Origin of the sequence: Myxococcus sp. MISCRS1 (assembly GCF_026626605.1) — a bacterium.
Classification (GTDB): Bacteria; Myxococcota; Myxococcia; order Myxococcales; family Myxococcaceae; genus Myxococcus; species Myxococcus fulvus.
Genome location: NZ_JAPNKB010000001.1, coordinates 856,163 through 875,700, shown reverse-complemented (window position 1 = coordinate 875,700; position 19,538 = coordinate 856,163). Strand labels below are relative to the sequence as shown.

The window sequence follows — 19,538 nt, the reverse complement described above, 5'->3', positions numbered from 1 at the left end:
CTTCCGCTCCCGCCGTGCTCACGTCAGGCCGAGCAGCCGGGGCACCTTCTCCTCGAGCAGGTCGATCTCCTCTCGCGTCTCTCCCAGGTAGGAGAGGAGCTGGAGGTCCTGCCGCTCCACCGCGCCGCCGTGGAAGATCCACGCGCGCGTGCGCAGGAGCCGGTAGAGCTTCACGAGCTTGCGGTCGCTGATGAACACGCCGTCCTCGCGCGTCAGCGTCTGCACCACGCGGCGGAACTCACGCAAGAGCTCGTCGCGGAAGAACAGGTCGCGGTCTCTCAGCTCGCGTCCATCCGGCCCGGCCTCCTTGCGGCCCATCATCAGCGTCAGGTAGCGGTGCGCCTTGAGCACGTCCTCCAGCGTGGCGTGCCCCTCCGCCCAGGGCTTCTGGTTCAGCTCCCGGTTCGTCTGCGATTCCAGGCCCGAGTCGAGCAGCTCCAGGAAGTAGCGGTCCTGCACTGGCCGGCACGCGGCCTTGAGGCAGAAGCGGTCCTTGAGCGCGCCCAGCTCCGCGTGCTCGGGCAGCTCGTTGGTGGCGGCGAAGAGCACCTTGAGGCGCACCGGCTGCGGCGCGCCGTCCTGGTAGAACTTGCGCTCGTTGATGACCGTGAGCAGCGCGTTGAGGATGGCGGAGCTCGCCTTGAAGACCTCGTCCAGGAAGACGAGCCGGGCGGTGGGCAGCTTGCCGCCCTCGCGCCGGATGTAGCGCCCCTGTCGCAGCAGGTTGATGTCGATGGGGCCCAGCACCTCCGACGGCTCGGTGAAGCGCGTCAGCAGGTACTCGAAGTAGTCCTCGGAGGGGATGCGCAGCGCCTCGCGGAACTTGAGCACCAGGTCCGACTTGGCCGTGCCCGGAGGGCCCACGAGCAGCAGCGGCTCCTGGGCCACCGCCGCCACCGTCATCAAGTCCACCAGGGTCTGCTTGCCCACGAAGTGCCGCCCCAGCGCCTGACGGAAGCGGTTGAGTCGGTCTCTCAGCCCCTGGGCCTCGCGCGACAGCGCATCGAACGTCAGCGCGGAGATGGGGTCGGCGGCGGGCTCCTCACGCCGGGGAACACTGCTCATAGACGCTCCTCCAACTCCTGATGGATGCGTCGTCGCACCAGGAACTCATCCTCATCCAACCAACCACGCGCGCGCTCACCCGAGCCGCGCGCCACTTCCACGTGTCCCAGCACCAGCATGTCCGCCAGCTCCACCACCGAGAGGCAGAAGTGGCTGTTGGTGTTGTAGCTGTCCGTCACCAGGGGCAGCACCTCGGACAGGCGCGCCAGGCCCGACAGCGCCAGGTCCGCGGGCGCATGGGACAGCGCTCCCGCGAGGCTGCGCATCAGCGCCAGCCGCTCCGGGAGCGTGCCCTTCAGCGCATCGAGCGCCTCGAACGCGGCGTCGAACACGGGCAGCGCCTCCTGCATGCGGCCGACGAAGGCCATGCCGGACGCGACGCCGAGTCGCGCGGCCACCGGCGTCTTGGGCTGCGTCAGCAGGCCGCGCGTCGCCTCCACCAGGTCGCCCGCCTCGCGCGTCAGGCCCACCCGACGCAGACCGCGCAGGCTCGCCTCCAGGATGCCCGCGCTCCACGCGTGGGAGTCGGGCGGCAGGCCCGCCAGCACGGTGCGCAGGCGTCCCGCGAAGGTGGTGGCGCGGTCCACCCGGCCGAAGAGCGCCGCCAGCGCGAGCGCGTCTCCGAGCAGCCGCGCCTGCACCTCGCCCGGCAGCGTGTCCACCGCGGACACGAGCGAGTCCATCAACGGCAGCGCGCGCGCCATCGGGAGCCGGGGCAGCGTCTCCAGCAGCCCGCCGATGAGCCGCTGTCGTTCGGCCGCGTTCAGCTTCGCCCCGGTGGCGCGCTGGACGAGCTGGCGCACCTCGTGGTCGACGACCTCCGGGTCGCGGATGTCTCGCAGCGCGGCGAACTCCTCACCACGCAGGTCGCGCGTCCCGCGTCCGAAGGCGCGCGCCGGGTCCAGTCGCTCGCTGGGCTCCAGCAGTCCGGAGCCCTGGCGCAGCCGGTCCACCTTGTACCGCTGGAAGGTGACCAGCGCGTTGAGCTCCGCGGCGATGTCCGCGGGGAGCGGCGTCTCCAGGGGCTCGCCCTCCATGGCCTGCGTCACGCGCGCGCCGTACGCCCGGACGAGGAAGCCGTGGATGGGGTCCGACTTGGAGAGCGCCGCCGTGGCCGCCTCCACCAGCGTGCGCGCGTGCTCCGGCTGGCCCACCCGTGCGAGGCCGCAGGCGAAGACGAGGCGGACATAGGCCTGGGTGAGCGCGGTGGGGGCTTCCACCGACGAGCGTCGGCGCGTGGTGCGCTCGAAGCGGTCCAGGAGCGTCGTCAGGTGCGTCGCCAGCCGGGGCAGCAGCGCCGCGTCCGTGCCTCCGCGCAGGAAGAGCGGCACGTCGCGCGACAGGGAGAGGCCGCGCTGGAGCATCTCCTGCACCCGGTCTCCCGCCTTCGCGAGGCTCAGCGGATCTCCCCCCGCGAGCTTGTCCAGCGCCGCGCGGGACAGCCACAGCGTGCGCACGTCGAGCGCGGTGTCGTGCTTGTCCAGCCAGCGCTGGACCGTCGGGACGTCGCTGAAGGTCGCCCCGCCCGATGCGCGCGCCGCGTGCACGAGCGCGCTCGCGAGGCCGCGGACGTCGTCCTCCGACGGCGTGTCCCGGGTCAACAGCTGCTCGGGGGGCTGGCCATTGCGAGTCTCGGCGCGGGCCCAGCGCTCGGCCAGCTCGGTGGCCTCATCGCCCGTCGCGCTCCACAGCGCGCGGGTCCAGCACAGGGTCGCCTCGCGAGCGCGTCCGAGCTGCACCTGCAGCTCCGCCATGCGCACCCACAGCGCCTGTCGCTCGGGGGCATCGGCCGGGACGTCCAGCGCGAGGAAGTCCTTCTCCGCGCGGGCGAGCGCCTCGGCCGCCGCGCCCTGTCGCTCGGGCGCGAGGGGGACGAGCGGCGCGCTCGGGGCCTTCGTGGCCGCCTTCTTCGAGGCCTTGCGCGAGGGCTCCGCGACGGGCTCGGGCCCGGCGGTGTCATGGGCGCGGCGCTCCGTCCGCGAGGGCTGCGCGTCCTTGGGCTTCTTCTCCGCGGACGGGGCGCGCGAGGTGCCGGGAATCCACTCCCCGTCGGCGAGCTCGATGGCGTCGAAGTCGAACGTCGCGCCCTTCATCCAGGGCTCCAGCGCGACGGCGCTCGCGTCCACCACGTAGTCCACCCAGGTCTCGAGCGGCTGGAAGGCCTTCTCGCAGATGCGCTCGGCGCGGAAGCCTCCGTCCCCCGTGGGGTGCAGCCACGTCACCGTCTCCGGCGTGGGGACGAGCAGCGCGCGCAGCCGCTCCTTGCGCACGGGCGGCTCCAGCAGTCCGTCGCACGGCAGGTACAGCTCCGCGACCTGCGGCAGCGGCGCATAGGCCAGCGCGGACAGGCCCAGCTCCGGAGGTCGCTCCCGGCCGGCGCGCGCGCGCAGGATGATGCAGGGCGCGTCCGGTGGACCCGTCACCGCGAAGCGGAGCTGCGCGAGCACGGGCTCGGGCAGCGTGTGGACGAGTGACTCCACCTGGGCCACGGCGTTCTCTCGCAGCACCCAGAGGCTCGCGGCCTCGGTGCGCGCGGCGCGGGTGAGGCGCAGCGGGACGGACAGCCGGCCGGGCGCGGGCAGGGGCTCCCAGGCCCGCGCGGGCTCCGGGAGCCGCAAGTCCGTGAGCTGGTACAGGTCCAGCCAGGGGCCATCCGCGGCCGTCAGCCACGCGCCCTCGCCCGGGATGAGCAGCACGTTGCCGGCGGCGGGCTGGAGCGTTCGCGCCAGCGGATGCACATGCCCCAGCTCCACCCAGACGGACGTCTGACCCGGGACGGCGGGGACGAAGGCGCGCAGCCCGCCCGCGCGGTCGAGGGCGCCCGTGAGCGTGAAGTACGGAGGCGCCACCGCGCGCAGCAGCGCCCGCGAGCCCGCCTCGCCCTTCGCGAAGCAGAGCTCCTGTCGGTCGCATCCCAGGCGCAGCAGCTCACCCGCGAGCGCGAGCAGCCCGTCCGCGTCGGTGGGCAGGAACATCACCGTGCCGGGGAGCACGCCCTCCAGCGGGACGCGGTGGGTGGGCAGCAGCTCCGCCCAGCAGCGCACCATGGCCTCACCGCGAGGGGCCTTCGCGTCGACGCGGACGCCGAACGCGGCCAGCTCCGCGAGCGCGGCCTTCGGCAGCGGCGCGTGGGGCGTGACGAAGAGCGGGCCCTCGGCGCGGGTGTGGTGATGGGCCGGCGCGGCCTGGACTTCGGGAGGGACGAGCCGGGAGGTCAGCGCGAGGTGGAGCGCTTCCCGGGTGGGAAAGACGAGCGTGGACATCAGGCCTTCTGGCTCACCTTCTCGGCGTTGCCGTCGGACGTGGACTCGGGGTTCGCGGCCTGGCCGGACGGCGTGTCGCGCTGGACGATGACCTGGCCCAGCTCCGACGCCTTCAACGCGCCCCCGGCGATGAGCTGGTCCACGAGGCGGCGGTGCTCGTCCTCGTGCTCCATGGGCAGCGCGTCGGAGTCGCTCTCGTACTGGATGACGACGTCCTTGCGGCCCGTCTGGGGATTGACGAGCAGGCGGAGGATGAGACTAGCCATGGGCCGGCTCCTTCTTGGGCGCCGCCTCGGGCGCCAGGTGGACGAATGCCTCGCGGTCCAACACCTTGCGCTCCAGGAGCAAATCCCGCAGCGCGACGAGGCGGGGCTTCTCGCGGCGCAGGATGTCGCGCGCCCGGGCCCGCTGCACCTCGAGCACCTCCAGGGTGGCCGCCTCCAGCGTGCCGCGCGTCGCATCGGAGAGCGCGTGTCGGTCCGCGTTCCTGCCCGGCGCGTCGAAGCGGCGCACGGGCAGGCCGTCGCCGCCCATGCCCAATTCCTCCACCAGCTCGCGGGCGATCTCCGTTGCGCGCTCCAGATCATGCGCGCTGCCGATGGACAGGTCCTCGAGCAGCAGCGCCTCCGCCTCGCGTCCGCCGAAGAGCATGCAGATGCTGTCGAGCAGCTGCCCCCGGGTGACGACGTGGCGATGCGCGGGGTCCGCGTACTGCACGAAGCCGAGCGTGCCCGCCAGGTCACCGCGGATGCTGATGCGGTCGATGGCGGGAGCGCTGGGGCAGAACAGCGCGCACACCGCGTGGCCGGCCTCGTGCGTGGCGACGACGCGCTCCTCGGTGGGCGTGAGCGCGGGCCGGTCCAGGTAGTCGGTGAGGGCGCGCTCGACGTCCACGGGCTCGGTGGGCAGCTGGGCCCCTTCACGCAGCCGGCGTCGCGCGAGCGCGCGGCACAGCGCCTGGATGTGGTCACCGGAGAAGCGCGTGCCCGTGCCCTCGACGCGGTCTCCGGTGCGCTTCACCGCGTAGTCCAGCGCGCGCTCGGTCATGCCCAGGGCCAGCTTCTCGTTGTAGATGGACAGGATGGCCCGGCGGTCCGTGTTGTTGGGGTAGGGGATGCACAGCTGGAACTCGAAGCGCCCCGGCCGCAGGAGCGCGGGGTCCAGCGACTCCACGAAGTTGGTGGTGCCCACCACGAAGACGAGCTCCTCCTTGCGAAAGCCGTCCATCTCCGTGAGCAGCTGGTTCACCATCGAGTGCTCCACGCCGGAGCCCGTATAGGTCCCACGCGCGGAGGCGAACGAGTCCAGCTCGTCGAAGATGATGATGCTCGGCGCCGCCTGCCGGGCCCGGACGAAGATCTGCCGGAGGTTCTCCTCGCTCTCGCCCACCCAGCGGCTCTTGAGCTCCGGGCCGCTCACCACGAGCACCGCCGCGCCCAGCGAGGACGCCATGGCCTTGGCGAAGAGCGTCTTGCCCGTGCCCGGCGGGCCCCAGAAGATCATCCCGCGCGGGAGCAGCCCCTCGACACGCTTCACCGCCTCCGGGTCCGACAGCGTGTCCTTGTGCGCGAGCACGTCGAGGATTTCGCGCTGGAGGCGGTCCTTCACCTGCGTGTAGCCGCCGATGTCCGCCCGCAGGTCCAGGTCCGGCACGTTCAGCGAGCCGCTCAGCGTGGCCGAGCGGAGCTGCGCGTACGCGGGCCGCGCGTCGCTCGGATAGTCCTCGCCGGTGATGGCGCCGAGCAGCCGACGCAGGCGGACGGCGTTCACTCCGGACACGTGCTTGTAGAGCACGTAGGGCTGGAGGCCCCGGCCGAACTTGCGGCACTCGCGCTGGGTGACCAGGTGGCGCAGCCGCTCGCGGCTCACGCCGAGGAGGGTCTCCTTGTGCGGGAACAGGTTCTCGATGACCCGAGGCAGCGGGAAGGACGGGTCCTTGAAGCCGACCCAGACCATCTCCGGGTTCTCGTAGAGCAGCGGAATCACCTCGCGTGCCTCGGAGGTGAGCCCTCCGCTGCTGGTGGTGAGCAGGTCGAGGTGCGGCAGCACGACGATGCGCTCTCGCACCGCGCCGCGCACCGCGTCCCGCAACTGGCTGATGAGCGTGGCCATCATGCTGGGCGCGGGCATGCCCGGAGGCGGCTCCGCGGCGGCGCGCCCGTCCAGATAGAGGAACTGCTTGCCGTCCTTCTTCAGCCTGTCTCGCAGGCACTTGTAGAAGTAGGGCGTCAGCTCCTTGTCCGCCTCCACCATGACGGGAAGGCCGCGCAGGAGCGCCTCGCGCGTGCGCTCCAGCTCCGCGGGGTACGCGGCCTCGACCGCCTGGAACGGCGTCAGCTCCGTGGGGAGCGAGTCCTCGGGGATGCGCTGGCTCATACGCGGACCTTGATGGTGAGCGAGCCCGTCGCCGCGTCCTCGTGGATCTCCTCCACCGTGCCGAGCTGGGAGGCGCGCACCTTGAGCGCCTCCGCCGTCACCTTGTTGGAGATGGCGTCCAGCTCCGCCTTGAGGTCGCGCAGGCGGCCCTCCAGCTTGCGAGTGACCTCCTCGCGCAGCGCCTCCGTGGCGTCCTGGGCGCGGTCCTCCAGCTTCGCGCGTGCCTTCTCCCGGGCGAGCTTCTGCGTGGCCTCGGTGCCGGAGGGGGCATTGGTGAGGACCTCGCCCACGGCCGTCAGCTCCACCTCCTGCTGGGCCGCGAGCGTGACGCTGACCTCGCCGGTGGTGACGTCCACGGCCACGCGCACGCCGTCCGCCTCCGTGCGCACCGCCACGTCGCCTTCCTGGACGAAGCCTCGCGCGGCGAGGTCCGCGGCGAGCAGGCCCGCCGTCTCCTCGCGCGACAGCAGCGGCAACAGCTCCAGCTTGGAGCACACGCCGTCGTCGGCGTGGACGATGCGGTTGAGGGACTCGGAGACGGAGATGCGATAGGCGCGGCTCATGGGGCGCTCCCGGTGAAAGTCGAAGAGGCCCCGTCCTCGGGGACCTCGGAGGAAACCATCAGGTCCGAGCCCAGCTCTCGCTCCCGGTCCGCCGCGAGCCGGAAGCCCGCGTCGCCGAAAGAGGACCACTCGGAGAGCAGCAGCTGGGCGTCATCGTGGTCATCGTCGAAGAAGCGCACCGCGCGGTGCTCCTGGTCCCACCGCGCCAGTCGGGCCAGGGCACGCAATCCCGCGCCAGCGCCACGGCGTGCCTCGACCTTCGCGCCCAGCGGCGCGCGCGGCGACAGGTGGGCCACCCAGCGGGCCGCGGGCTGGTCCACGAGGGGGCGCAGCGCGTCCAGCAGGAAGCTCGCGAGGTCTCTTCGGCGCGCGCGGTCCAGCGCATCGAAGAAGGCGTCCAGCACCCGCGTCTGCGAGGCCCCCAGCTCGACGAGCTCCCGGGGTTCGATTCGCCGGCTCTTGGACTCCTCCATCTTCCGCCAGCGCAGGGCCAGCTCGTCCTGGACGGCCTCCAGGAGCCAGCCACCCTCGGCGAGCAGCGGCGCGAAGTCGTCGGCCGAGAGCGAATCGGACACGGAGGCGAACACGTCGGGGAACCCGAGCCGGCACAGGGCGGAGCGGCGGAACTGTGGCTCCTTGCCCAGCGCCGGCGCGCAGGAGGTCCCCGCGAGCATCCGGCAGCACAGGTACAGGAGCAACTCATCCGCGAGTGTCGGGGGCGCGTCGACGTCCAGGGGGCGGTGGTCGGGGACGGTGAGCGGCTGCTCCACCAGCCAGCGCAGGGTGTGGAAGCAGAGCGCGGAGAAGTGGAGCGGGCGGGGCGGGTGTCGCTCCCAGAGCCGCGTCGTTCCGGAGGTGGAGGGCAGGTGACGGCGCTTGCGACCCCCGCCCATTCGCGCGAGGGCGAGCACGGCGCCCTTGGACAGCAAATCCCTCAGCGCGGAGAGCGCCGCGGGGCCGAGCTGGGGAGGGCAGACGTGACTGCCCCGGAACAAGTCCTCCACGGCCACGTAGGGGCCCTGGCCCAGGATGGCGCGCGCGAGCGTGAGCAGCCGGTGCTCGGAGGGCGAGACGCGCGTCATGGGCGCAGTCGGTCCGCGAGGTCGGGCCAGCCGTTGACGATGATGCGCCCCTCGATGAGATGGACCTCGGCCGTGTTCGGCGCGGTGAACGTCGGGTCCTCCGGGACGTAGCGCGGGGTGAGGAAGTGCATGACCTGGTTGCGAGAGCCGATCCACCGCCGGCGCGTCTCCGGCTGGTCCTTCTCGTAGCGCCCATCCACCAGCAGGTCCAGCGAGGCGAGCAGGCGCTCGACTCCGGGGCGGCCCTGCGCCTTCAGCTCGGCCAGCGTGTAGCCGGTGAAGACGAGGGTGCTGAGCCCGCCGGCGCGGACGCGCTCACACAGCTCCGCCACGGCGTCTGCTTGGGAGAAGGGCTCACCGCCCAGGATCGTGAGGCCCTCGATGCCGGGCGTCGCGAGCACCCGGGCCGCCATGGCTTCCACCGTGACGACGGTGCCGCGCTCCATCGCGAACATCTCCGGATTGCAGCAGCCGGGGCAGCGCAGCGGACAGCCCTGGACCCAGAGCGCGAAGCGGCGGCCAGGGCCCTCCGCCTCGGTGCGAGGAACCTGCTGGGCGACCCGGAGCACCGGGCCGGTCGAGGACGTGTCCGGGCTCGAGGACATGGCGGAGGGGCGCAGCATGCCAGGAACGGCGCGGGCCGCGCATCACCCCAGTCGGGAGGGGAGCTTGCCGCCGCCGCGCCGGACGCTCGGGTCCGCGTGGGAAACACCGGAAGTCCCGGCGCCCAGCGCGTTCTGGAGCGCGTCCCGCATCCGGCCCGCGAGCCGCAGGTCCAGCGTCCGAGCGACGGGCACATCCGCGTGACACTTCGGACAGCGCGAGGCCTCCTGTCGGATGCGCGCGCCACAGCCGGCGGGGCAGGGGCGCCGGCCACGTGCCTCCAGCCGGTAGGCGAACCAGCCGGCCACGGCGCAGGCCAGGGTGAACAGCAGGACGAGCACCAGGGCGAGCGGGGCCCAGAGGATGGCGACCGCCGCGAGTCCCAGTCCGAAGCAGTCCTCGATGCGCAGGAGCCACTTCCGGGGGCGCAGGACCTCCGTCTCCAGTTGGTCCACGCGCGTGTGCAGCCACTGGCGCAGCGACAGCGTGGACACGGCGACGAAGGCGCCCACCGCGCCCACGGCCCAGGGCGGGAGATTCTCGGTGCCCACGCCCACGGAGGCGAGCGCCACCGTGGCGCCGCTGCCCGCGCTCAACGCGAACTGCGCGAGGCCGAGCACCATGCGCAGGTCGCTGTCGCGCTGCGTGTACATCTCGAACGCGAGCAGGGCCACCATGGCGCCGAGCGCCTGCGGCGTGGCGAGCCACGTCAGCTCAGGAGGCAGCGTGAGGTACTGCGCATGCGCGGCCAGCGCGAGCAGCAGCAGGCTGCCTCCCGCGCGAGTCCCCGAAGCACCGCTCAGGCCGATGGCCTGCGAGACGAGGGCGTACGTGAGCATCGCTCAGCCTCCCACCGGCATGACGAGGAACTCCTTCACGAACCCCAGGGACTGGAGCACGTAGAGCACCAGCAGCACCGACGCCGTGGTGAAGGCGAGTAGCAGGAGCATCCACGCTACGAGCAGCCCCAGCTCCCACCAGGCGACGGGCACGCCCCGGGCTTCGCGTCCGGTCTGCCACGCCAGGTAGCGACGCGCGAAGAGCCCCGCCACGGCGACCTGTCCCGCGCTCAGCGCCACCTTCGCCAGCGCGCCCAGGCCGGGCACCAGCGTCAGGAGCTCCAGCAGGAGGACGGACAGCGCCACGAAGCAGCCCGCGGCCAGCCGCAGCGTCCAGCGTGCGACGAGCTTGCGCTGGAGCGAGAGGAGCTGGAGCGCGGGGGTCACCAGCGTCACGCGAAGCCACACGAGCGCGGCGACCAGGAGGCACGACGTGAGCAGCGGCACCCAGCTGGCCACCAGGGCCGCTGCGGCGACGCCCACCACCGCGACGCTCAGGCGCACCGTGGCGCGCTGGGTGGCGAGCTGGTGGAGCACCTCCCGGTCCTCGGGGCTGGGCAGCGTGGCCTCGGCACAGCGAGGGCAGGGGCGGCCGCGCAGCGCGGTGCCTCCCGGAATCCGCTCGGCGCAGCGCCGACAGCGTCCGCCGAGCAGCAGCGCGAGCTCGTGTTCCTCGCCGCGAGGGCTCGCGGTGGTGGTCATCGTCAAGATGGGACTCCCCCTCATCTGCGTGCGCGCATCATGCCCCGAACCCGCGAGCGAGTCAGGTCCGGTCTCCGCACCCCGTCGCGACCTCCCATGTCGACAGGTCCGTTACCGGGAGCGTGCTCACTGAGGGAGGGGCCTTCCTGCCGTCTCGCCAGCCCGTGTCGACAGGCTCGTCATCAGCGGCGCTCTCGTCGAAGGAGGGGCGTTCCATGGGTGGAGCGTGCGGAACGAGGGGCGGCCCTGTTGCCTCGCCATTCCAGGTCGATGCTCCCCCGGCGGCTGCTCCTGCTGAAGGGGGCCTGCGCTATCTCTCCAGCCCATGTCGACTGTCTCTCCGGTCGTCGCGCTTGAAGAAGTGCCCTCGGTCATCTCGTCATCCCATGGCCATGCCTCTTTTCGAGAGGGTGCTCTTGCCGAGTGAGGCGACCCCCTGTCTTCTCTCCCCCTGGAGTCTTGCTCGATGAAGGATGCACCGATGCGCTTTTCGCCCGTGTCGCTGTCGCTGAAGGAGGGTCGTCCCTGTCTCATCCGGGAGGCGACGCCCGAGGATGGACCCGCGTTGTTCGAACTGGAGCGCGCCGTCGTCCAGGCTCGCGAGGGGCTGGTGAAGCTGCCGGACGAGCTGCCCGCGGACGCGGCCGCCTTCACCGCCCGACGTGAGGCCGGGGGGCTCCACCGTCAGGACGGCACCGCGTTCCCACTCGTCGCCACCGCACCCGGAGGCGCGCTCCTGGGCGAGGCCTCCTTCCTGAGGCCGAGCTACCGGATGCTGCGCCACGGCGGCGTGCTCGGCATCGGCGTCCACCCCGACGCCCAGGGCCTGGGCGTGGGTCGCGCGCTGATGCATCACCTGCTCGCGTGGCTGCGCGCCCATCGCGACGTGAACGGCGACAGAATCCACCGCGTGGAGCTCCAGGTCCGGGGCGACAACCCTCGCGCCCAGGCCCTGTATCGCTCGTTCGGTTTCGTCCTCGAGGGCACGCGCCGTGACTTCCTCCGCACCGAGGAGGGCGTCTGGGTCGACGACCTCCTCATGGGCCTGCTGCTCCACCCCGAGCGGCCCTGAGTCGGCTTCCACCCTCACCCCGCCACCGGGCTCGCCCGCACCGCCCCTCGACGACCGGACGGCGACATTGTCTTTCCCCTGCCGCCGCAATTTCCCAGCAAGGCTTCATCCGTGAAGTAGACTGCGGGCGTCATGACGCGGCCTGTGTCCGCCTACGCCCCTCGAAGCGAACGCAAGCCGTTGTACGTGAAGGTGGTGACGCAGCCCGCGCTCCCTGGGTGCTGGGCCGTCAACATCAGCGAGACCGGCATCGGCCTCATCGCCACGCCGCGCGGCCCGCAGGAAGGCCCGTGCGAGGGCGAGTCCGTGGAGCTGTCCTTCTCCCTGCCGGACTCGGGCGAGCACATCCGCGCCCGGGGCGACGTGCGCTGGCGGCACGAGACGGGCGGCCCGGTGACGGCGCTCGGCGTCTTCTTCCACGCCTTCGAGGACTCGGACGGGGTGAAGCTGGCGCGCTATCTGGCCACCGCGCGGCTCCACGTGGTGGTGGCGTTCGCCAGCGACGAGGAGGCCCAGGACGTGCGGGCAGCGCTCGAGGGCCAGGCGGTGCCACACTTCGCGTCGAGCGCCGAGGAGGCCCAGGCGCTCCTGGCCCGTGGCGACGCGGCGGCGCTGCTGGTCTGCGGCCGTGACGAGGAGCGCGCGCTGTCGTTGGTCGCGGGGCTGGGCACGCCGGCCGAGGACGTGGACCTGTCCTCCGCGGGGCCACCCTCCGACCTGACCTCGCGCATCATCTACTGCGCGCCCGCCGCGCCCGAGCGACTGGTGGCCCTGTTCAACGCGGGGCTCGTCTTCCGCGCGCTCGGTGAGTCTCCCCCTCCCGAGGCCGTGCTCCAAGCCGTGCTCCAGGCAGGCCGCGAGCGGGGCGTGCGCACCGAACAGTGGCGCATGGCGCTGGAGCTCGAGCGCAACCTCCTGCGTGAGCGCGCGCTGTCGCAGGCCCTGCCCTCGGTGTCGGGGGCACGGGGTGAGGAGGAGGTGGGCCTGCGCAGCGCCGCCATGCAGCGGGTGATGGAGATGGTGCGGCTGGTCGCTCCGCACCGCGTGGCGGTCCTGCTGCAGGGCGAGACGGGCACGGGCAAGGAGGTGCTCTCGCGCATCGTCCACCGCCTCAGCGGGCGCGGCGAGGCCCCGCTGGTCATCCAGGACTGCGGCGCGCTCACGGAGACGCTGCTGGAGAGCGAGCTGTTCGGCCACGTGAAGGGCGCCTTCACCGGCGCGGTGGCGGACCACCCGGGCCTGTTCGTCCTGGCCAACGGCGGCACCATCTTCCTGGATGAGATCGAGAACACCACCCCCAACCTGCAGGCGAAGCTCCTGCGTGTGTTGGAGACGGGCGACGTGCGTCCGGTGGGCGGCACCCAGGTGCGCCACGTGGACGTGCGGGTGCTGGCCGCGAGCAACAAGGACCTGGGCGAGGAGGTGCGCGCGGGGCGCTTCCGCGCGGACCTGTTCTACCGGCTCAACAGCTTCACCATCGACATCCCGCCCTTGCGCGAGCGGCCCGAGGACATCCCGGAGCTGGCGCGCTACTTCCTGGGCCTGTTCAACCGCACCCTGCGCCGCTCGGCCAGCGGCATGTCCCAGGAGGTGGAGGACATGCTGCGGGCCTACCCGTGGCCGGGCAACGTGCGCGAGCTGCGCAACGTGCTGGAGCGCGCCGTGCTGCTGTCGCGGCCGGGGGAGGTGGTGTCGCGCCGGCTGTTGCCGCCGAGCCTGGCGTCCGCGTCCCCGCCCCGGAACGAACTGGCGGGAGACGGCTCCTTGCGCGCGCGACTGGAGCGGGTGGAGCGTGAGCTCATCCGCGAGGCGCTCGAGCGCCACGGCGGGGTGCTCCGACGCGCGGCCATGGCGCTGGGCATGGACCCGGTGACGCTGGGCCGCCGGGCCCGGCGCCACGGCCTGTGGAAGCAGGACTGACGTCCGGGCGTCAGTGGGCGCGCACCCACTGGAGGATGGGACGCCACACCCGCTGACGGGCGCTGGCCGCGAGGAACAGGTCCGCGTGACCGAAGTCGAGCGCGCGCTCGGCCACCGGGTGGTCCCTCACGATGAGGGACACCACGTCGTTGCTCCCCAGGAGCGACGTGGAGAACACCCCGTACTCACCCACGCCGCCGCCCGCGCCCACGTACAGCACGGGCAGCTTCACCTGGCTCAGCCGGTCGTCGTAGGGCACCTCCAGCCCGCACGTCCACGCATCCGACTCCACCACCTCGTTGAGGCTCTGGTAGGGCGCCGCGCGCTGGGCGTACTCGTAGAGGTAGGCCTCGGACGTGTACGTCAGGCTGCCCGGCAGTCCCGTCTCGTCCGCCTTGCCCGCCAGCAGGTGGTAGCCCGGGGCGAGCGGCTCCAGCGGCTTGAGCAGCGCGCCCGTGGCCGCGGCGGAGACGATGGCCGCCCGGCGGTTGGTGGGCCGACCCGTGCCGGGGCCGAAGACATCATCCGGCAAGAGCGGGGACGGCGCCGACGGCGCCAGGGCCGCGAGCTGGCCGATGGCCTGCAGCGTGATTCCCGGCGCCGCGCCGAGCAGCCCACCCTCGTAGATGCCCGAGTCCCGCCGGGCCTTCATCGCCGCGTGACGCCCGCACGCCCAGGCCCGCTGCTCCGCGTTCTGCGGGGCATGCCGCATCACCATGTCCACGGGGATGAACCCATCCACCTGGCGCAGCCCCCTGGGCAGCCGCGCCTCGTCGTTCAGATAGGCATACGCGACCATGGCGCCGCGGCTCCAGGCGAGCAGGTGCAGCGAGCCCAGGCTTCCATTCGTCAGCCGCAGCGCCTTGGCCAGGAGGATGCTGGCGCCCAGGTCCTTCGCATGCGTGCCCAGGTTCCACCCGGCCATGAAGGAGAAGTCCTGCTGACCGGCGGGCACGCCCACCCACCGCATGTCCATGCCCCACACGTCCACGCCCTCCTCCGCCAGGTACGCGGCGATGGACTGCTCGCGCGGCACGTGCGCGGAGCCCACGCTCGACAGGAACGCGGCGTCGAAACCCCACGCGTCGCCGTGCAGCATGAACACCGCCCGCTGCGTCCGTGCGGGCCACCAGGGCGCGTTCTCCCGCACCACGCGGTGCACCGTCACCACGTCATGCTCACCGGGCCCCACCTGGAGCTCGAAGCGGTAGTGCGCCAGGTCTCCGAAGAGCACCTCGCGCGTCGCGTGCCGCGCGGTGGCGGGGCCCGCCACACCCAACAGCTCGGAGCCGTTCGTCGCGAGCGCCTCCGTCGCGCTGTCCCGCAGCGCCTCCGGCGTGGCGGGCGGCTCGGAATTCCCACAACCCAATGACAAGAATGTCAGACAGACAAGAAGGCTGAACCTCAAACGCATAGGGACCTCGAATCGAAGAAGAGGGGTTCGGAGGAGGCCGCGCGTCGGTGTCCTGGCTCCTCCGTGCCGTGTCACCCGCTGAGCAGAATCCACGCCAGAGTTTGAACACACGAAACTCGCGGAGTGTCTCCTATCCCTGGACTTCACGCCTGGTGTCCACTGTGAAGCAACCGTCTGACATGCCCTGGCGGGTGCGGTGGGAAAGACCCCGCTTCACGACTGAAGCAGGCACATCACGGGTGTGGCGCGGGGCGGATGGCTGAGGCTGTCGGACGTGCCGAGTGCCGTGCGCCGGACACCGTCCCCGGGGGAGGCGGACTGGTGAACATCCCGGGCCGCCAGCCCCTCCCGGGAGCGGGGGACGAGGACCACATCGACGGGCCCTGGGATGACGCGAGGGCGACACGTCGCACGCACACCTCGACGCTCCCGGGAAAGAAAGGGGAGGCGTCATGGTGGAGCCCCGTTTCGAGCGCAATCTGGGAGTGGTGAGCGCCGAGGTGATGGCGCGTCTGGCCCGCACGCACGTCCTCGTCGCCGGGGTGGGAGGGGCCGGAGGCCAGTGCGCGGTGGACCTGGCGCGGCTGGGCGTGGGGTGCCTGACGCTCGCCGACTTCGACACCTACGAGGTCCACAACATGAACCGGCAGGTGGGGTGCTTCGAGAGCACGCTCGGCGCGTCCAAGGTGGACGTGGTGGGGCGCATGTGCCTGGACATCCACCCGGACCTGCGCCTGCGGCTGGTCCACGAGGGCATCACCGAGGACAACGTCACCGACGTGCTGGCGGGCACCCAGGTGCTGCCGCCGGTGGACTACGTGGTGGAGGTCATCGACATCGCGGGCGCGCGCGCCAAGCAGGCCCTCCACAAGGCGTGCCGCGAGCGCGGCGTCCCGGCGATGACGGGGTTGATGCTGGGGTTCGGGGCGGCGTTGCATGTCTTCCAACCGGATGCCCCGCTGTACGAGGAGCTGTACATCCTTCCGGATGGCCGCGTGGACCTGCCGGCCATCATCCCGCATCTGGGCGACTACCTGCATCAGGCCGCCATGGAGGCGTGCTTCGCGGGCAAGGGGCCCGCGCCCACCTGTGTCGTGGGGGCCACCACCGCGGCGGGGATGATGGTGAGCGAGCTGATGCGGGGGGTGATGCTCGGCGCCCACACCATGGTGTCGTGGCCGGAGTACCTCTACGTGGACCTCTTCGACCACCGCTACGTCAAGGCCCGCGCGAGGCCCCGGAGCGAGGAGCCCGCGCGCCAGCCCGCGTGAGTGCGGGCCGACGCGCGTGCAGGTGGCTCACACCACGCCGCGCCTTTTGGCCTCCTCGATGACCCGGGGCCCGTCCACGCCCAGGGTGTCGGAGAGCAGCGGCGCCACCTGTTCGGCGCGCTGGTGCACGCGCTGGAGCGTCTTGTCGTAGGTGCGCGTGACGATGTTGATGCCGGCGATGATGACGCGCTGGAGGTTGTACTGCAGGTCATTGCCCTCGACGATGGCGTGGATCTCCGTGAACAGCGGCCGCGCATCCGACTGGAACGCGGACAGGTTCGAGCGCTGCTCGCTGTTGGGGACCGCGGACCTGGAGGACAGGCTCGCCACCAGCACCAGGGGTGGCTCGGGCCTCGCGTGGGCGTCGCGCATCTGCTGGAACACGCGCTGGATGTCCTGTGGGTCGGGAGGGGACTCCCACCGCAAGAAGAAGACCCTGTCGATGATGGCTGTCTTGAAGACGGGTGTCGTCGTCATGGTGCACTTCCGCTCCTTCGCAGTACCGGTGCCCCCGGGGCCGTTTCACCGCGTGCTGCTGGCGGTGCCGGGCGGTCTGCCCGCGCATCCTGGGTTCGCCCCGCCGTGACGCCAGCCGCCCACGAGGGCGGGCATCACCCGCTGGACACGGGGCTCGTCCCCGCGTCTCGCCGAGTGTCGTCCCGAGGTTGCCCGCGCCCCCGCCGCTGTCGCGTGGTGGACTGCGGGCTTCCGAGGGCCGGCCCGGGAAGGTGCGGGGCGGTGTCCCCCACGCACCTGAAAAAAGAAGGCCCCCGCCGTGGAAGGGCAGGGGCCTCGGGTGCTTCAAGGGGGCGCTGCCTCACGCGAGGAGCGAGCGCCCGGACGGCTTGGGGCTAGTTGCCGGAGATCTTCGTCTCCTCGACCTTGGCGGCGTTGATGGCCTCCTCGGTGAAGACGATGTTGCGCCACTGCTTGTTGGAGAACAGCTCCGTCTGGTCGGCGTAGTACGGCGAGCTCTTGTCGCTGGACTCGCTGTAGGTCAGCACCGCGCGGCCCTCGACGCCCGTGTCGGTGAAGCCCATGGCCATGATGAAGCTGCTGCCGTTGTTGATGACGTAGCCCTGGTCGGTGAGGTTGGTCCGGGAGTTGATGACCGTGCTGCCGCGCACCGCGCTGTAGTCGGAGTCCGGCGTGGTGGACTTGAGCGTGCCCCACGACACGATGTTCGCCGTGCCGTCGTAGCTGCCGCCGCCGTGGATGGGGATCTTCTTGCCGTCCACGCGGGTGGAGTACTGCGACTCACCCAGCGGCGCGTCCACGGGGATGCCGGCGACCTGCAGCCGGTAGACGGCCGCGGCCAGGGCGAGCAGCACCGGGTCCGAGCCCGTCGCGGGAGCGGCCGCCAGCGTGTGCGGCGTGGCCAGGGGCTCCGCGGCGTTGAAGGGCACCGCGAACAGGGTGCCACCGTTGGACAGCGTGCCCATGGTGTGGTGACCGGAGAACTCGCGGAACAGCGCCGCGCCGCGGCTGTCCGCGTTGAACAGGCCGTCCCAGGCCGTGAGCGCCGCGCAGCCCGCGCGGATGTCGATCTGCGTGGTGTTGTACTGCACCGTCGTCACGCCCGTGCAGCGCGCCACCACCTGGTCCTTGAGCAGCTCGGAGACCATGCCCCGGTTGCTGAGGATGGCGTTCTCCAGCTCCGCCACGGTGAACTTGTTGTCCGCGCCCGACGCGCCGTTCTCCTCCATCAGGAGCTTGGCGTTGATGCGCGTGCGCGGCGTCTGGCCCACGTTCTCCAGGCCGTGCATGGGGGAGAAGCCCGTGAGCGGCTGGTTCGGGTTCGCCAGCCAGTAGCTGTCGTTGGCGTTGAAGACGAAGTCGCGGCGGGCGAGCTTGGGCACGCCGCTGAAGGGGACCAGGCCGGGGCCGCGCGCGCCCTCGGCGTCACGCCACTCGTTCTCCGGGTTGCTGCCGTCGAGCAGCACCAGGCCCATGCTGTTCCAGATGGCGGCCGTCGTCGGGGCCGCGCCGGCGGAGGCCGCGCGCCAGGTGCCGATGGCGACGGGCGACAGGTTGGGGGTGGGCGTCGCGTCGGTGTACCAGACGTTGCCCGCGCGGTCGGCGGCCATGGTGTTGACCCAGGGGATGCCCTGGACGGTGGCGTAGACGTTCTGGAACTCCTCCAGGCTCTTGGCCCGGTTCATCCCCACGAACTGGCTGACCAGCTGGGTGTTGTCCAGGTTGGCGTCGCGGTAGGTGAGCACCGACTGCGCGGTCCACGGCGCGGTGCCGGGGATGACGATGACGGGGCCGTAGTGGCTGCTGTAGAAGCGCTGCGTGATGTGCGTGAGCGAGCCTTCGGGCAGCTTCACCAGGATGGTGATGTCCTGGGCCACCATGTCCCGCTCCTCGGTGCCGTACTTGTAGCGGGTGGGGTTGCCGGGGACGAGCTGCAGCCCGTAGAGCGTCATGCGCTGGCCGGAGGAGAACGTGTGCGTCCAGGCCACGTGCTCGTTGAAGCCGATGAGCACCGCGGGCACGCCGAGCAGGCCCACGCCGTAGACGTTGAGCTGGCCGGGGACGGTCAGCTGGCTCTCCCACAGCTTGAGCTCACCCTCCCAGGGGAAGTGGGGGTTGGCCACCACCATGCCGTGGCCGGACGCCGAGCGGTCCGCGCCGATGGCCCAGCCGTTGCTGCCCACGCTGCTCCACTCGGGGCGCTCCACCTTGAAGCTGCCGGGGGCGGGGCGGCCCTCGCTGCCGGCGCCCGGGATGGGGGGCGTGGCCGCGGCGATGGCGAGGATGAGCTGGTAGCTGCTGCCAGCGAGGCCGACGCTGATGTCATAGGCCAGCAGGTCCACCGCGCTGATGGGCTTGACCCAGGGCGCGTTCGTGCAGGGCGCGGGGAGCTTGTCCGGCGGCGTCTCCTTCACGTAGCGGTTGAAGCCCGCCACGTAGCCGTTGAACATCTCCTGCACGTCCGTGGGCAGCTTGGGGAAGGCGGCCTCCGCCTTCTTGTCCAGCGCCAGCACCCGGTAGCCGAAGTCGCTGCCCGCGTACGTGTTGCCCGGGCCCGCGCCCAGGTAGCGGGCGCGCTCGCCGCGGACCTTGAGGATCTGATCCGACAGGATGCAGACGTGGTCCTTGGCGAAGGCGAAGCCCTGGCCATAGGACAGGCTGCCCAGGTCATCCGCGATGATGTGGGGGATGCCATGCGCGGTGCGGCGGATGGTGGCCTCGTACTTCGCGGGCTCCTCCGGCGCTGGCGGGGTGGGCTTGCCGTCATCATCCTCACCACAGGCGGTGGCGAGCGCCAGGCTCACGCCGGCGAAAAGGGTGAGGTGCCAGCGAGAGCGCCCGGACTTCCAGGACGCCCCTCGCGGGGAGGACACGGTTGGGTTTGGATGCAT

General features: G+C 71.8%; 15 protein-coding genes. 3 read left to right on the top strand and 12 right to left on the bottom strand.

The window, feature by feature from the left end; all coding sequences use genetic code 11:
- Positions 1-18 precede the first annotated feature (18 nt).
- Genes OWM54_RS03180 through OWM54_RS03140 form a run of 9 tightly spaced genes read right to left on the bottom strand, consistent with a single transcriptional unit; the run spans position 19 to position 10,499 of the window.
- Positions 19-1,065, bottom strand: a complete 1,047-nt coding sequence (locus OWM54_RS03180; RefSeq protein WP_267696588.1) for an AAA family ATPase — start codon at positions 1,063-1,065, stop codon at positions 19-21.
- Entirely contained in the window at positions 1,062-4,328 is a 3,267-nt protein-coding gene (locus tag OWM54_RS03175; RefSeq protein WP_267696587.1) for a hypothetical protein, read from the bottom strand. Before OWM54_RS03175 ends, OWM54_RS03180 begins: the two co-directional genes overlap by 4 nt.
- Positions 4,328-4,594, bottom strand: coding sequence for a hypothetical protein (locus OWM54_RS03170; RefSeq protein ID WP_046713159.1), 267 nt, complete (start codon positions 4,592-4,594; stop codon positions 4,328-4,330). Before OWM54_RS03170 ends, OWM54_RS03175 begins: the two co-directional genes overlap by 1 nt.
- Positions 4,587-6,704, bottom strand: coding sequence for an AAA family ATPase (locus tag OWM54_RS03165; protein WP_267696586.1), 2,118 nt, complete (start codon positions 6,702-6,704; stop codon positions 4,587-4,589). The genes OWM54_RS03170 and OWM54_RS03165 overlap by 8 nt, the downstream gene beginning before the upstream one ends.
- A complete protein-coding gene (locus OWM54_RS03160; protein WP_223750115.1) occupies positions 6,701-7,267 on the bottom strand; it encodes a hypothetical protein in 567 nt (188 codons plus the stop codon). Before OWM54_RS03160 ends, OWM54_RS03165 begins: the two co-directional genes overlap by 4 nt.
- A complete protein-coding gene (locus tag OWM54_RS03155; RefSeq protein ID WP_267696585.1) occupies positions 7,264-8,349 on the bottom strand; it encodes a hypothetical protein in 1,086 nt (361 codons plus the stop codon). The genes OWM54_RS03160 and OWM54_RS03155 overlap by 4 nt, the downstream gene beginning before the upstream one ends.
- Positions 8,346-8,972, bottom strand: coding sequence for a 4Fe-4S single cluster domain-containing protein (locus tag OWM54_RS03150; RefSeq protein WP_267696584.1), 627 nt, complete (start codon positions 8,970-8,972; stop codon positions 8,346-8,348). Before OWM54_RS03150 ends, OWM54_RS03155 begins: the two co-directional genes overlap by 4 nt.
- A 24-nt stretch (positions 8,973-8,996) precedes the next feature.
- Complete coding sequence (locus OWM54_RS03145) at positions 8,997-9,791, bottom strand: DUF4126 domain-containing protein (RefSeq protein ID WP_267696583.1); 795 nt, start codon at positions 9,789-9,791, stop codon at positions 8,997-8,999.
- Positions 9,792-9,794: 3 nt separating this feature from the next.
- Positions 9,795-10,499 (bottom strand): hypothetical protein, encoded by a 705-nt coding sequence (locus tag OWM54_RS03140; protein WP_267696582.1) that lies wholly within the window; start codon positions 10,497-10,499, stop codon positions 9,795-9,797.
- Between the two features lie 460 nt (positions 10,500-10,959).
- On the opposite strand from OWM54_RS03140, the gene OWM54_RS03135 reads away from it, so the two are divergent.
- Together OWM54_RS03135 and OWM54_RS03130 are read left to right on the top strand one after the other, a co-directional pair.
- Positions 10,960-11,565 (top strand): GNAT family N-acetyltransferase, encoded by a 606-nt coding sequence (locus OWM54_RS03135; RefSeq protein ID WP_267696581.1) that lies wholly within the window; start codon positions 10,960-10,962, stop codon positions 11,563-11,565.
- 132 nt (positions 11,566-11,697) lie between these two features.
- The gene (locus tag OWM54_RS03130) at positions 11,698-13,485 is read left to right on the top strand and encodes a sigma 54-interacting transcriptional regulator (protein ID WP_223750109.1); all 1,788 of its coding nucleotides are present in this window, start codon (positions 11,698-11,700) and stop codon (positions 13,483-13,485) included.
- 10 nt (positions 13,486-13,495) lie between these two features.
- Here OWM54_RS03130 and OWM54_RS03125 read toward each other — a convergent pair whose 3' ends face one another.
- Positions 13,496-14,854: a hypothetical protein gene (locus tag OWM54_RS03125; RefSeq protein WP_223750108.1), complete on the bottom strand. Its 1,359-nt coding sequence runs from the start codon at positions 14,852-14,854 to the stop codon at positions 13,496-13,498.
- 497 nt (positions 14,855-15,351) lie between these two features.
- Here OWM54_RS03125 and OWM54_RS03120 point away from each other — a divergent pair, with 497 nt between their 5' ends.
- Positions 15,352-16,170 carry a ThiF family adenylyltransferase gene (locus tag OWM54_RS03120; RefSeq protein ID WP_223750107.1) on the top strand — a complete coding sequence of 273 codons (819 nt, stop codon included), beginning with the start codon at positions 15,352-15,354 and terminating at the stop codon, positions 16,168-16,170.
- 27 nt (positions 16,171-16,197) lie between these two features.
- On the opposite strand, the gene OWM54_RS03115 is transcribed toward OWM54_RS03120, so the two are convergent.
- Both OWM54_RS03115 and OWM54_RS03110 read right to left on the bottom strand, forming a co-directional pair.
- A complete protein-coding gene (locus tag OWM54_RS03115) occupies positions 16,198-16,647 on the bottom strand; it encodes a DofA protein (RefSeq protein WP_141322761.1) in 450 nt (149 codons plus the stop codon).
- Between the two features lie 374 nt (positions 16,648-17,021).
- The gene (locus OWM54_RS03110) at positions 17,022-19,538 is read right to left on the bottom strand and encodes a penicillin acylase family protein (protein ID WP_267696580.1); all 2,517 of its coding nucleotides are present in this window, start codon (positions 19,536-19,538) and stop codon (positions 17,022-17,024) included.